Origin of the sequence: Caballeronia sp. INML3B (assembly GCF_023631305.1) — a bacterium.
GTDB lineage: Bacteria > Pseudomonadota > Gammaproteobacteria > Burkholderiales > Burkholderiaceae > Caballeronia > Caballeronia turbans.
This window is the reverse complement of sequence record NZ_JALQDI010000002.1, coordinates 161,974-175,691: the sequence shown is the minus strand read 5'-3', so window position 1 is coordinate 175,691 and position 13,718 is coordinate 161,974. Positions and strand designations below refer to the sequence as shown.

13 protein-coding genes and 1 riboswitch are annotated in these 13,718 nt (G+C 63.3%); of the genes, 5 read left to right on the top strand and 8 right to left on the bottom strand.

Annotated elements, in window-relative coordinates; translation table 11 throughout:
• Positions 1–3: 3 nt before the first annotated feature.
• From NCS58_RS03095 to ggt, 4 genes are all read right to left on the bottom strand, one after another.
• On the bottom strand, positions 4–516 hold the full coding sequence (locus NCS58_RS03095; protein WP_250537821.1) for a hypothetical protein: 513 nt from the start codon (positions 514–516) through the stop codon (positions 4–6).
• A 38-nt stretch (positions 517–554) separates the two neighbouring features.
• Positions 555–1,379 (bottom strand): ferritin-like domain-containing protein, encoded by an 825-nt coding sequence (locus tag NCS58_RS03090; RefSeq protein ID WP_250537820.1) that lies wholly within the window; start codon positions 1,377–1,379, stop codon positions 555–557.
• 337 nt (positions 1,380–1,716) lie between these two features.
• A complete protein-coding gene (locus NCS58_RS03085) occupies positions 1,717–3,066 on the bottom strand; it encodes an MFS transporter (RefSeq protein WP_250537819.1) in 1,350 nt (449 codons plus the stop codon).
• Positions 3,067–3,213: 147 nt separating this feature from the next.
• Entirely contained in the window at positions 3,214–4,851 is a 1,638-nt protein-coding gene (ggt, locus tag NCS58_RS03080; protein WP_250537818.1) for a gamma-glutamyltransferase, read from the bottom strand.
• Between the two features lie 462 nt (positions 4,852–5,313).
• Between ggt and NCS58_RS03075 the strand changes: the two genes are divergently transcribed.
• On the top strand, positions 5,314–5,511 hold the full coding sequence (locus NCS58_RS03075; protein WP_035497782.1) for a hypothetical protein: 198 nt from the start codon (positions 5,314–5,316) through the stop codon (positions 5,509–5,511).
• Positions 5,512–5,581: 70 nt separating this feature from the next.
• Here NCS58_RS03075 and NCS58_RS03070 read toward each other — a convergent pair whose 3' ends face one another.
• A complete protein-coding gene (locus tag NCS58_RS03070; protein ID WP_250476354.1) occupies positions 5,582–5,965 on the bottom strand; it encodes a hypothetical protein in 384 nt (127 codons plus the stop codon).
• 221 nt (positions 5,966–6,186) lie between these two features.
• On the opposite strand from NCS58_RS03070, the gene glpK reads away from it, so the two are divergent.
• Together glpK and ribB are read left to right on the top strand one after the other, a co-directional pair.
• The gene (glpK, locus tag NCS58_RS03065; protein ID WP_250537817.1) at positions 6,187–7,683 is read left to right on the top strand and encodes a glycerol kinase GlpK; all 1,497 of its coding nucleotides are present in this window, start codon (positions 6,187–6,189) and stop codon (positions 7,681–7,683) included.
• Positions 7,684–7,797: 114 nt separating this feature from the next.
• A riboswitch (FMN riboswitch) is annotated at positions 7,798–7,961 on the top strand.
• A gap of 151 nt (positions 7,962–8,112) precedes the next feature.
• Positions 8,113–8,847 (top strand): 3,4-dihydroxy-2-butanone-4-phosphate synthase, encoded by a 735-nt coding sequence (gene ribB, locus NCS58_RS03060; protein ID WP_250537816.1) that lies wholly within the window; start codon positions 8,113–8,115, stop codon positions 8,845–8,847.
• 12 nt (positions 8,848–8,859) lie between these two features.
• Here ribB and NCS58_RS03055 read toward each other — a convergent pair whose 3' ends face one another.
• Genes NCS58_RS03055 through NCS58_RS03045 form a run of 3 tightly spaced genes read right to left on the bottom strand, consistent with a single transcriptional unit; the run spans position 8,860 to position 11,158 of the window.
• Positions 8,860–9,546 (bottom strand): HAD family phosphatase, encoded by a 687-nt coding sequence (locus NCS58_RS03055; RefSeq protein WP_061117747.1) that lies wholly within the window; start codon positions 9,544–9,546, stop codon positions 8,860–8,862.
• Positions 9,547–9,583: 37 nt separating this feature from the next.
• A complete protein-coding gene (locus NCS58_RS03050) occupies positions 9,584–10,762 on the bottom strand; it encodes an MFS transporter (RefSeq protein WP_250537815.1) in 1,179 nt (392 codons plus the stop codon).
• 12 nt (positions 10,763–10,774) lie between these two features.
• A complete protein-coding gene (locus NCS58_RS03045; protein ID WP_250537814.1) occupies positions 10,775–11,158 on the bottom strand; it encodes a VOC family protein in 384 nt (127 codons plus the stop codon).
• 111 nt (positions 11,159–11,269) lie between these two features.
• On the opposite strand from NCS58_RS03045, the gene NCS58_RS03040 reads away from it, so the two are divergent.
• Both NCS58_RS03040 and miaB read left to right on the top strand, forming a co-directional pair.
• Positions 11,270–12,241 carry a LysR family transcriptional regulator gene (locus NCS58_RS03040; RefSeq protein ID WP_250537841.1) on the top strand — a complete coding sequence of 324 codons (972 nt, stop codon included), beginning with the start codon at positions 11,270–11,272 and terminating at the stop codon, positions 12,239–12,241.
• Positions 12,242–12,353: 112 nt separating this feature from the next.
• Positions 12,354–13,715, top strand: a complete 1,362-nt coding sequence (gene miaB, locus NCS58_RS03035) for a tRNA (N6-isopentenyl adenosine(37)-C2)-methylthiotransferase MiaB (RefSeq protein WP_061117750.1) — start codon at positions 12,354–12,356, stop codon at positions 13,713–13,715.
• Positions 13,716–13,718: the final 3 nt, after the last annotated feature.

The following is a 13,718-nucleotide window of genomic DNA, read 5'->3' as shown; positions in this document are numbered from 1 at the left end:
GTTTCAGGCGGCGGCGCTCGCCGCCCGCTTCAGCCATTCGAGTTGCTCGCGCCAGCGTGCGAGCGCCGGTTGCGCATCAGTCAGTTCGAAGACGATTCCATTCGTGAGTCGCGCATATCCCACCCGCTGTATTTCACCGCTCTCAATAGTCCCGACGAAGCACGTCAGCGGCACATCGTCGAGCGGCACGCGGCGCGCGTCCAGATGCACCTGATAGAACGCGTCGTCGAATACGAAGGCGAGAGTCGCGCGTCCGGTCGCGGTGACCGCCTGCGCAGTCCGTGACGACGGCCACAGTGCGAAGGCGAGTGTGCGCGCATCGGGCGCAAGCAGTTCGCCGGCGCCGAGCAGCGCCGTTCGCACGCGATGGGCGCGATCGGCAGCGCATAGCGATGCGGTAAAACCAGCATCGGCGTCGGCGAGCGTGCCGTCGAAAAGCGCGCGCAACTCGGGCGGCCACTCGTCGAAAACGGTGTGCGATGACAGCGATGGCTGCGGCGTGTCGTGATCGGACATAGAAAAATGCCGGCTTTGAACCGGCATCGTCGAGAAGATTAACGGAAGAACAACTGCGTCATCTTCGAGAGCGGATAGTGCACGCTGGGCTGAATGCGCGCGGGCAAGTCGAGCGGCTTGAGCAGCATCTTGATGGCCTGATCCGCGGAAAGATTGCGCCGCACGAGCGCATTCACGCGCGCGGACAGTTCGCGGTTGTACTCGGCATCCTGCGCACGCTCCGGGTAACGAATGGCGAACACGTGCCGCAACGCGATTTCCGAATCTTCGCTCTTCAGTTCGATCACGCGCCGCACAAGAGCGCCGAGCACGGCGATGCGGCCATTGCCTTCGATCTTGTTCCACTTCTTGAAGAAGTGAAAGAAGTGCTTATAGTGCCGCACTTCGTCCGTACGGATATTGTCGGTGATCTCCTTCAGCACCGGTTCATCCGAACAATCGTTGATCGCGCGGTAGAGCGTGGCCGTCCCCGTCTCGACGACACAGCGCGCCACCATTTCGAGCGCGCGCTTCTTCTCGAACTCCTCGTAAGAGCACGTCAGCGAATATTCATCGAAGAAATTCCTGAACGCGGTGTCCCAGTCGAACTCGGGCCACACATGATTGATGTATCTCTTGAGCGCCCGGCCGTGCTGCATCTCTTCGGGCTCCCACTCGTTATTCAGCCACGCCGATATCTCGGGGTCGTCATGAAAATACTTGCTGAGGTTGCTGGTATAAAGATCGGTGCCGCTCTCGATGAACGAGCAGGCACACAACAACAAAAGAAGATGCTCGTTGGATGCCGCCTTCTGGCGATCGATCCGCGTGAGATCGATATCTTCGATGCGCCAAGGCATCACGTGTGTACTGTCTGTATGCATATATCGCGCTCCCAGGCTGGACCGAACGCGCCATCGGCCAACGAGAGACGGCCGACGTTCAGGCGACGCCGTGAACGGTTCGATCCTGGCGTCCTTAAATTCAAGTGTTAGCGGCTGCTTTTTCATCTTAGCCGCCCTGCAACGAGTTTGCAGACATGGGGACAGACTCACGTGCGGCGCGCCGGTTCCGTGCGTGCCGATTTCTTACAACGTCAGGCGAGCGGCAGCCGGTGCGCGAGCATGAAACGCGCCGATATTTGAGTGCTGTGTGCTGGAAATGAAAAAAGGCGGCCGAGGCCGCCGATTCTTACGCGTTCGAGGTATTAGTGTGCGGTTCTTACGCAGCAAGACGTGCCACACGCATGCGCCAGGCGACGATAGCCAGCGAAACCCCGGACAGCGCGGCGGCCAGCAACACGTAGTAACTCGGCGCGAGTTTGTCGCCGGTGACGTGAATGAACGCTTCGACGATCGTCGGCGCGAAACCGCCGAACAGCGTGACACCGAGCGCATAGCCGATCGACAGGCCTGTTGAGCGCACCCGCGTCGGAAAGATCTCGGACATAAGCGCCGGCATCGGACCGGAGTATGCCGCCTTCAGAATGCCCGCCGCCGATTGCAGCACGACGAGCGACGCGACCGTCGGATGCGCCTGAAGCCACGCAAACATCGGATAAATCGTTACGCCCATGAAGATCGAGGCGCCGAGCATGATGCGGATGCGCCCGAGCCGATCGGAGAGCGCGCCCATCAACGGGGAAAAAATGAACTGAAGTCCGCCATTGAGCACCACGACGGCGAACGATGCCGTCGCCGGAAGATGCAACTGCTTGACCGCGTACATCGGCATATAGAGTTGCAAGACATAGACGCCGACAGTCGATTGCGCCACGATGCCCACGGCAAGCAGCAGGTTCAGCCATTGATTCGCGAACGAGATGCCGGAGTCGCTTGCCTTCGCGCTGGCACGCGTCGCGAGAAACTCCGGCGTTTCGTCCAGGTGCGAACGGATGTAATAGCCGATCGGCCCGACAAGTAGACCGAAGACGAACGGGATGCGCCAGCCCCAGCTTTCGAGTTGCGCTGGCGGCAGCCAGGCGCTCAGAACCGAGCCGAACGCCGCAGCCATGATCGCGGCGAGCCCTTGGCTCGCGAACTGCCAGCTCGCGTAATAGCCACGCCGCGCTTCGCTGTGCTCGACCATGAACGCGGTCGCGCTGCCGAACTCGCCGCCGACCGCGAAACCTTGAACAAGGCGCGCGAGCAGGATCAGCAGCGGCGCCGCGATGCCGATGTGCTGATACGAAGGCATCACGGCCATGGTGAGCGTGCCGATCATCATCAGCAGAATGGCGAGCGTGAGCGCGGCTTTGCGCCCTTTGCGGTCGCCGTAGATACCGAGCACGATCGCGCCCAGTGGCCGCATCAGGAACGAAATGCCGAACGTGCCGATGGCCAGCATCGTCGAGAGCCATTCGTCGTTCGACGGAAAGAACGCCTTCGCGATGACCGTTGCGAAATAGCCGTAGACGAGAAAGTCGAACCACTCGAGTGCGTTGCCGATCGACGACGAGAACACGATGCGGCGGATCATCGCCTTCGATGGCGCTGCTTTCGGGGCCAGCGTTTCGGCGTTCGTGGCCGCCGCACTCGGAGCATCGGGCGCTCCATATATTCGTTCGTTCATGAATTCTCCTCCCCTTCCGTGATCCTGGTTTCGTGCCGGATGCGGCTGGATACAAGCGTGCACATCCCGCTCGCTGCCGAAACTCAGCGATCGTTGCGCATTTTTTGGAAACGGAGACCGCCGCGTGGCCGGTCTCCGAAAGTGGCTTTAGAAGCCTGCTGCGAGCCCGTCGCGCCGGCTGTCACTCGCCGCGACATATCCACGCTCGGGATCGTTCGAGTCGAGCTTCCAGATGTATTGGCCCGAGCCGAAGTCCATATACGGATCGTCGACGGACTTGATCGTATGGCCGAGGCCTTCGAGCGCACGCGCGGTTTCGAGATCGAGCGTGGCTTCGATATCGATGGTGAAATCGCGATTCACCTTCCAGCGGGGCGCGTCGCACGCCGCTTGCGGCTGCTGGCCGTAGTCGAGCATCCGCACGATCGATTGCAGATGACCTTGTGGCTGCATGTCACCGCCCATCACGCCGAAGCTCATGACGGCTTGGCGGTTGCCATTGATTTCCTGCGTGAGGAACGCTGGAATGATCGTGTGGAACGGGCGTTTGCCGCCTTCGACCACGTTTGCGGACTTCGGATCCATCGAGAAGCCGCAGCCACGATTCTGCAGCGCGATGCCCGTGTCAGGCACGACCACGCCCGAGCCGAAGCCCATGTAGTTCGACTGGATGAAGCTCACCATCATGCCGCGCTCGTCGGCGACCGACATGTAGATGGTCCCGCCCGCCTTCGGCATGCCGAAGTCGAACTGCGTCGCCTTCGACGGATCGATGAGCTTCGCGCGTTCCGCCAGGTACGCGTCGTCGAGCATCTGCTCGGGCGTCACCTCCATCGAGCGAGGATCGGCGACGTAGCGATAAACGTCGGCGAAGGCGAGCTTCATCGCCTCGATTTGCAGATGTTGCGACTCGATGCGATCGACGCTCAGGGCGCTCACATCGAATTTGTCCAGAATACCGAGCGCGATCAGCGCCGCAATGCCTTGACCGTTCGGCGGGATCTCGTGCACCGTGTAGCCGCGATAGTCCTTGCTGATCGGCTCGACCCAGTCGGCGCGATAGCCGCGCAAGTCGTTCATGGTCAGCGCTGCGCCGCCCTCACGCGCGAACGCGGCAATGCGCTCGGCGATCTCGCCTTCGTAAAACGCGCGCGGACCATGCTGCGCGAGCATGCGCAGCGTTTTAGCGTGGCCGGGAAAGCGCACGAGCTCGCTCACATCAGGCGCGCGGCCGTGCGGCATGAACACATTCGCGAAGCCCGGCTGATCCTTGAGCTCCGGCACCGCCGCCGCCCACTTGTAAGCGACGATGCTCGCCACCGCATGACCGCGTTCGGCGATCTCGATGGCGGGTTCCATCAGGTCCGCGAAGGGCAGCGAGCCGAACTTCGTATGCAGCGCCTCCCATCCGGCAATGACGCCCGGCACCGTGACCGCGTCCCAGCCGCGCTTGGGCTGCCGTGCGAGTCCGTTCTCCTCGCCGTACTTGCGGCGGAAATAGTCGACGTTCCAAGCCGCCGGCGACACGCCCGACGCGTTGAGGCCGTGCAACTTCTCGCCGTCCCATACGAGTGCGAAAGCGTCGCCGCCCAGGCCGCACGACACCGGTTCGACCACGGTGATGGCGGCCGCCGCTGCGATCGCTGCGTCGACGGCATTGCCGCCCTTCCACAGCATGCGCAGGCCAGCTTGCGCGGCCAACGGATGGGACGTCGAAACGATGTTACGGGCGAACACCGGCAGGCGCGGCGTGGGATAGGGGTTTTGCCAGTTGAAGCGAGTCATTGAATGAAGTCCGAAATACGAGGAGGCAGCATGCCGGGCAATTCTGTAGGCCAGCGGGAAAAGGGGGATATTGCATTGTCCACTTAATCCAAAACAAATTCATTTTATCGTATAAATTAATGAGTCATCCGCATGAATACGTAGTGCACGTCCGCCCGTTTGCGCGTACTTGGGCGCCCTCGTGTTTGTGTGCGCCGCCGCACGAACTTCACGTCGAATCTCCGAATTCCCGTAAGCGATGGACCGCTTCCTCGACTAAAAAAAGTCAAAGCCAAAATTTTCAACGCGAATTTGGCACTTGTCAGACGCTTGCCTACAATCCCAATTCCCGGCATCCGCAATACAAAACTCCACGCGTTTGCCCGGCGGTTTTTCAGTTTCCCCGTACAACGTTTCGAAGCAAAAAGATCCGGCTTACAAAGCCGGCTGCTTATGCCGTTCGGTCGTCATGGAGAACACACAATGCTGAGTCCGCACGAATTTGCCACGCTGCTACTGGTACAGGAAGCGCCCAATCAGGTCGACATGGAACGCCAGGAACTCGACGCTCTGCTCGAACGTCAGTTGGTCCAACTCGAAAATCTCGCATCAGGACGCCAGCAATGGCGCCTCACCGCCACCGGCGATTCCACCGTCAAAGCTTTCAAGCGTTACTCGTAGCACGCGTAGCAGGACTCGGGGCGCGGCCCGCGGCCGCGTCCCTCTCCGCCTCTCCCTCGTATCAAATCATTCAGCCGGCACGCAGTGTCGGGTCGACTGCGGCGCGCCAGCTCAGTGCCTGTGCTCGCTGATCCAGGAAGAAGCTCGCCCATGCGCTCTGCGCCTCAGGGCTGGGATTCGACCGGTACATGCGATAACGCTCCGCGATCGCCGTCTGGAAAGCGCAAAAACGCTCCCTCGTCAGCCCGCCTCGCCGCTCGGCCACATAGGCGTCGTAGAAGGCCGAATAAACCGATTGCGCGTCCGCCCCGTAATCGACCGGAGACGACGTCCCGCACATGCCCTGCAGCGCATTGAACGAGGGCGCGCCCATCGTTCCGTCCAGATTGGGTGTTCCCACGCAGCCCGCCAGCAACGCCGCACTCAAAACGCCTGAAACACACAGCACTCGCATCGCGCTCACCTTCGATCGATTTCGTGACGCCAGTATCGGACGAACGGAACTGCCGCGCCACTCGGCCGAATGGCATAGGCCGATCGACGTTCGAGCGCGACATGTCACGCGGCTTATGCCGTTTGGCCAGGTTGTCCGCGGCGCCTCGCTCCGATAGATTGCGCAGAAGGACATCGCGTCACGGCTCGACGCGTCGATGTCAGCTCTACTCGGAGAAGACCATGCAGGATCAGTACATTCTCGCGCTCGACCAGGGCACGACCAGTTCGCGCGCCATGCTGTTCGACAGAAACGGCAACGTCGTGTCCGTGGCGCAGAAGGAATTCCAGCAGATTTATCCGGAAGCGGGCTGGGTGGAGCACGATCCGCAGGAGATCTGGTCGACGCAGGCCGGCGTCGCCGCAGAAGCCGTCACGCGCGCCGGCGCAAGCGCCTCATCGATTGCGGCGGTCGGCATTACGAATCAGCGCGAGACCACGATCGTCTGGGACCGCGAGACGGGCAAGCCGATCTACAACGCAATCGTCTGGCAAGACCGTCGCACGGCCGGCTTCTGCGACGAGCTCAAGGCGCGCGGCCTCGAAGCCATGGTGCGCAGTAAGACCGGCCTGCCCATCGACGCGTATTTCTCCGCGACGAAAATCCGGTGGATTCTCGACAATGTCGAGGGCGCCCGCGACAAGGCGAAACAAGGACGGCTCGCCTTCGGCACGGTCGATAGCTGGCTCGTCTGGAATTTCACGCGGCACGGCCTGCATGTCACGGACATCACGAACGCATCGCGCACCATGCTCTTCGACATCCACGAGCGACGCTGGGACGACGAGTTGCTCGACGCGCTCGGCATACCGCGCAACATGCTGCCCGAAGTGCGCACATCGTCCGAGGTGTATGCCACCACGCAAGGCACGGTGTTCGCAGCGGACGTCCCGCTCGCCTCGCTTGCCGGCGACCAGCACGCCGCGCTCTTCGGACAGATGTGCACGGATCCCGGCATGGTGAAGAATACGTACGGCACCGGCTGCTTTCTCGTCATGAACACGGGCGACAAGCCGATCGAGTCGCGCAATAACCTCGTCACGACAATCGCCTGGCAGATCGGCGATCAGGTCAATTACGCGCTTGAAGGCAGCATCTTCATCGCGGGCGCGGTGGTGCAATGGCTGCGCGACGGGCTCGGCCTCATTCGCCAGGCAAGCGAAGTCGAGACGCTCGCGCGCGGCGTGCCGCATAGCGATGGCGTCTATCTCGTCCCCGCGTTCGCCGGGCTCGGCGCGCCGCACTGGGACGCGCGCGCACGCGGCACGCTCTTCGGCGTCACACGCGGCACGACATCGAGTCATATCGCGCGCGCGGCGCTCGATTCGATCGCGTATCAATCCCTCGACGTGCTCAAAGCAATGGAAGCGGACTCGGGCATGCGCATCGGCGAATTGCGCGTCGATGGCGGCGCCTGCGCGAACAATCTGCTGATGCAGTTTCAGGCCGACATCCTCGGCGTCGATGTCGCGCGGCCGCGCATCGCTGAAACCACGGCGCTCGGCGCGGCTTATCTCGCGGGGCTCGCGGTCGGCTATTGGAAGGATGTCGATGAACTCAAGGCGCAATGGCAACTGGAGCGCCGGTTCAGTCCGTCGATGCCGCAACCGGAGATCGCGTCCTGTCTCGCCGGATGGCAACGCGCGGTCAATGCGGCGAAGGCATGGGCCGACAGCTAGCTGTACCGATCCGCCGATGTCATTTTCCGGAACGCGGCGCCATGCGGCGGTGCAAAAACCGGCGGCGTGCTGTATCCTAAAAAACCTGTCGAGCTTTTGGCTCGGCGGTATTCAGTACGTCTTCAGGGCGGGGTGCAATTCCCCACCGGCGGTAAGTGGCGAGGCCTCGTGGCCAGACCACGAGCCCGCGAGCGCCCGCGCCGGCAACGTGCGCGGGGTCAGCAGATCTGGTGAAACGCCAGAGCCGACGGTCACAGTCCGGATGAGAGAAGATGTGCAGATGGTCATGTCCGTTCCCCTTGGCGATCCTTGCGTCGCGCCGAATCGGACGACGCCGCGCCTTCGGGCGTGTCGCCGCGGGGTGTCGTTCTGTCTGTTTGCAATGCCCTGAAACGTTTTTCGCTTAATTTTCTCGCGAGAGCGTTTCACATGTCCCAGACCCAAGCTACCAGCCTTTCGTTCGCCGCACCCGCCGTCATCGCCGACGACGCCTTTGCCGACCTTCCCCAACTCGCTTCCTTCGACGTTCCGCCGCGCATTGCCGCTGCGCTCGACGCCATGCGCGAAGGCCGCCCGGTCGTCCTGCAGGACGATGACGATCGCGAGAACGAGGCCGATCTGATCGTCGCCGCGGAGAAACTCACCGACGCCACCATGGCCCTTCTGATCCGTGAGTGCAGCGGCATCGTGTGCCTTTGCCTGCCCGACGATAAAGTGCGCGCGCTCGAGCTTGCGCCGATGGCCCCAGCCAATGGCAGCCGCTACGGCACCGCGTTCACGGTGTCGATCGAAGCGCGCGAAGGCGTGACCACGGGCGTATCGGCGGCGGATCGCGTGACGACGATCCGCGCGGCCATCGCCGATCATGCGAAGCCGGGCGATATCGTCCGGCCGGGCCACGTCTTCCCGCTGCGCGCGATGCCGGGCGGTGTGCTCGCGCGGCGCGGCCACACGGAAGGCACCGTCGATCTGGCGATTCTCGCGGGACTCAAGCCCGCAGGCGTGCTGTGTGAACTGATGAACCCGGACGGCACGATGACGCGCGGCGAACAAGTGGCGCGCTTCGCACAGGAACACAGTCTGCCGATGCTGACCATCGCGGAACTCGTCGAATTCCGCACGGCGCTCGCAGCGGCGCGTGAGACCGTCGAAGAAACGGCCTGAGTCGCAAGACGCTCAGGACAGCACGTCGCCGAAATCCCCTCGCACGCCGGCGGCAACCAGCGCGGGGAGTTCGTCCATGTGCTCCATGATCCGTGTGATGCCGGTTTCGCGCAGCACCTGCGCGTAGCCCGACGGAATATGGCTCGCGCCGACGAACGCGATGGTCTTCATGCCCGCCGCGCGCGCCGCCGTGAGTCCGGCGACGCTGTCTTCCACGACGAGGCAGCGCTCGGGCGCGACATCGAGCGTGCGCGCCGCGAGCAGGTAGACATCGGGGTAAGGCTTCGGCCGCTCGACCTGCTGCGCACTGAATACGCGCGCGCCCACGACTTCGTCCAGACCCGCGCGCCGCACCGAGGCACGCACGCGCTCCAGACGGCTGTTCGACACAACCGCGACCGGCAAGCCGCAACCTTCCAGCGCGGCGCGCACGCCGGCGATCGGTCCGACCGAGCGCGCGAGTTCCACCGCGACGCGCGCCTCGATCGTGTTGACGAAATCCGGCGGCATCACGATGCCGAAGTTCGTCTCCAGATGCGTCAGGAAGCGCGAGGTCTGCTGCCCGAAAGCCGTCTTGACGGCCGGTTTGAAGTCGATGCCGGGAAACGTCTCGGTCAGGACGTCCAGCATCACGCGATCCGCGATGACTTCGCTATCGACGAGCACGCCGTCGCAATCGCAGATGAGATGATCGATCATGTTGGCTCGAATTACGTTGAGCCAACATCATAAGCGTTCAGCAAGCGTCGGCTGCTTTTACTTCGGATGTAACGCGCGGCGCGTCCAGCCGCGCCGCGAACCATGTCACCGCGAGGGCTGCGAGCGCGACCGCCGCGGCGGCCCACGGCAGCGCATCGAGTCCGTGACCGTGCGTCAGCACCGCGCCGCCGAGCCACGCGCCGCCCGCATTGCCGACGTTGAACGCGCCGATATTGAGCGTCGATGCAAGATTCGGCGCATCCTTCGCCTTCTCGACAACGCGCGCCTGCAGCGGCGGCACCGTCGCGAACGCCGCGATACCCCACACGAAAATCGTGACGATCGCGCCGATCTGACTGTGGCTCGTCTTTGCAAACACGGCCATGACGATCGCGAGCGCGAACAGAATGCCCATCAGCGAGGGCATCAGCGCGCGGTCGGCGAGCTTGCCGCCGATCGTATTGCCGATGGTGAGACCGAGGCCGAACAACACCAGGATCAGCGTGACGGCGCGCGGCGAGAAACCGCCGACCTGTTCGAGAATCGGCGCGATATAGGTGAACACGACGAACACGCCGCCGAAACCGAGCACGGTCATCGTGAGCGCGAGCCAGACCTGGCCGTCGCGCAGCACGCGCACTTCGCGTGCGAGTCCGCTCGGCGCGGCATCGTGGCGATTCGGCACGAGCGCGGTCACGCCGAGTGTGGAGAGCACGCCCAGCCCCGCGACGATCCAGAACGTCGCGCGCCAGCCCAGTTCCTGGCCGATGAACGTCCCAAACGGCACGCCCAGCACGTTCGCGAGCGTGAGGCCAGTGAACATCAGCGCGATGGCGCTCGCGCGCTTGTCCGCCGGCACGAGCGACGCGGCCACGACCGCGCCGATGCCGAAGAACGAGCCGTGTGCGAACGACGTGACGACGCGCGCGGCCATCAAGAGTCCATAGCCCGGCGCGACCGCGCACAGCACGTTGCCGACGATGAACACGAGCATCAGCCCTTGCAGCGCAAGCTTGCGCGGCAGCTTGCTCGTCAGCACGGCGAGCAGTGGCGCACCGACCGCGACGCCGAGCGCGTAGCCGGTGACGAGCAGGCCCGCCGACGGAATCGACACGGAAAGATCGTGCGCGACGTTGGGCAGCAGGCCCATGATGACGAACTCCGTCGTGCCGATGGCGAAAGCGCTGATCGCCAGCGCGAGAAGCGGGAGAGGCATGGTGGCTCCGAATCAGAATTGAGCGGTCACGAATTCGACGACGACACCTGGCGCCAGCCGCACGAAGAGCTGAAGCTCGCGGGCGAGCGGCACTTCGGCGAACTGGTGGGCATAGCCGTGGCAATCGAGACGTTCGAGCAAAGCACGCCACTCGGCCTTGTCGTCGATGCGCAGCGCCAGATGGTCGATGCGCGTCGCGCCTGGCCGCTCGGCGGGACGCGAATCCGCGGCACCCGAGGCAATCAGATGCACCGCCGGCCGCGCGCCGAGATAGAGCCAGTAACCGCCGACGCCGAACGGCGGCCGCGGCCCGACACGCATACCGGCGATATCGACGAAAAAGCGCATGAACGCATCGCAGTCGGGTGCGACGAGGCTGACGTGGTCGAGTTGCATGACGTGGATGCTCCTCAAGGGTTAACGCTAGCCGGCATTGTGCGAGCTATGCATTGTTTTGAGAATGGGTCTACGCTTTGAATCATTATCAAACCGGATTTGAAAATGACGATGGATCGACTCGGGGATATGCGCCTTTTCGTTGAAGCGGCGGCGGCGGGCAGCCTGTCGGCGGCGGGGCGCAAGATCGGACTATCACCGGCCGCAGCGAGCGCGCGGCTCATCAAGCTGGAAAAAGCGCTGCACACGCGGCTTTTCGAGCGCACGACGCGCCAGCTGCGTGTCACCGACGAAGGCCGCATGTATCTGCAGCACTGCCGGATCGCGCTGCAGGCAATCGACGACGCCGAAGCCGCGCTGCAAGCCGGCCAGAACGTCGTGCGCGGCAAGGTGCGCATTTCAGCGACGTCGAATTTCGGCCGCTCGATGCTGCGGGGCTGGATCGACGAATTCAGCGCGCTGCATCCGGACGTGAGATTCGCGCTGACGCTGTCGGACTCCGTGTCGAATCTGCTGCAGGAGGAGATCGATCTCGCGATTCGCTTCGGCGCGCCGCCGGACAGCGGACTGGCCGCCCGCGCGCTCGCGCCGAATCGACGCGTGCTGTGCGCATCGCCCGACTATCTCGCGCGCAAGGGCGAGCCCACAACGCCCGCGGAGTTGGTGGGTCACGATTTCGTCGTCGTGGTCACGGCAGGCGGGCCGCTCAACGAACTCGCTTTCGTGCGCGGCGACGAGCGCTACGCGTACACGATTCCGCTCGCGGACGCGTGGGAAACCAACGACGGCGCGATGACCCGCGCGTGGGCGCTCGCGGGCCACGGCATCGCGCATAAATCGATCTGGGATATCGCCGCCGACGTGCGCGCCGGCACGCTGAAGATGTTGTTGCCCGACTGGTGCACGCACGAGGCGGCCGTTCACGCCCTCTTCCACGCGAACCGCTACATGGCGCCGCGCGTGCGCGTGCTGCTGGATTTTCTGGTCGAGCGTTTCGAGAAAACGACGCACGAACTGCTCGGCGATCTGGCGTATCCGCCCGACAGGCGCCCGTCGCGTCAGGAATGGTCGTCGGCGCTATAATATCGGGCTAAATTACAGCAGAAAGCGGGCAGATGGCTGTAGAAGTCCGCGAAAACTCCCTCAATCCTCTTACCTGCGCCCCCAGATCAACCACTGCGACCGGCGACGATTCATGACCAAGAAAGTTTATGTAAAGACCTTCGGCTGCCAGATGAACGAGTACGACTCCGACAAGATGGTCGACGTGCTCGGCGCGGCGGAAGGACTCGTCAAGACGGACACGCCCGAAGACGCGGACGTCATCCTGTTCAACACGTGCTCGGTGCGCGAGAAGGCCCAGGAGAAAGTGTTCTCCGATCTCGGCCGCGTGCGCGAGCTGAAGGAAGCGAATCCGAATCTGCTGATCGGCGTCGGCGGTTGCGTCGCGAGCCAGGAAGGCGCGTCGATCGTCGCGCGGGCGCCGTATGTCGATCTCGTGTTCGGCCCGCAGACGCTGCATCGCCTGCCCGCGATGATCGATCAGCGCCGCGCTACCGGCCGCGCGCAGGTCGATATCACGTTCCCCGAAATCGAGAAGTTCGATCATCTGCCGCCCGCACGCGTCGACGGCCCGAGCGCGTTCGTGTCGATCATGGAAGGTTGCAGCAAGTACTGCAGCTACTGCGTCGTGCCCTACACGCGCGGCGAGGAAGTCTCCCGCCCGCTCGACGACGTGCTCACCGAAATCGCCGGCCTCGCCGACCAGGGCGTGCGCGAAGTCACGCTGCTCGGCCAGAACGTGAACGCCTATCGCGGCGCGCTCACGCTCGGCTCGCACGACATCGCGGATTTCGCGACGCTCATCGAGTACGTTGCGGATGTGCCCGGCATCGAACGCATTCGCTATACCACATCGCATCCGAAGGAATTCACGCAGCGCCTCATCGACACTTACGCGAAAGTGCCGAAGCTCGTCTCGCATCTGCATTTGCCGGTGCAGCACGGCTCGGATCGCATTCTGATGGCGATGAAGCGCGGCTACTCCGTGCTCGAGTACAAGTCGGTCATCCGCAAACTCCGCGCGATCCGCCCGGATCTGTCGCTATCGACGGACTTCATCGTGGGTTTCCCCGGAGAGACCGAGGACGATTTCAACAAGATGATGGCCCTCGTCGACGAGATGAGCTATGACACGAGCTTTTCGTTCATCTACAGTCCGCGCCCCGGCACGCCGGCCGCGAACCTCCATGACGACACGCCGCGCGAAGTGAAGCTGAAGCGTCTGCAACATCTGCAGGCGACCATCGAGGAAAACGTGCAGCGCATCAGCGCGTCGATGGTCGGCAAGGTCGAGCGTATTCTGGTCGAGCGGCCCGCGCGCAAGGACCCGAACGAACTCGCCGGGCGCACGCAGAACAACCGCGTCGTCAATTTCCCCGCGCCGGCCGAGTCGCACGCGCGTTTGATCGGCCAGATGATCGACGTGAAGATCGTGCATGCGTATCCGCATTCGCTGCGCGGCGAACTGGTCATGGCGCCCGAGCTGACGCACTAAAGA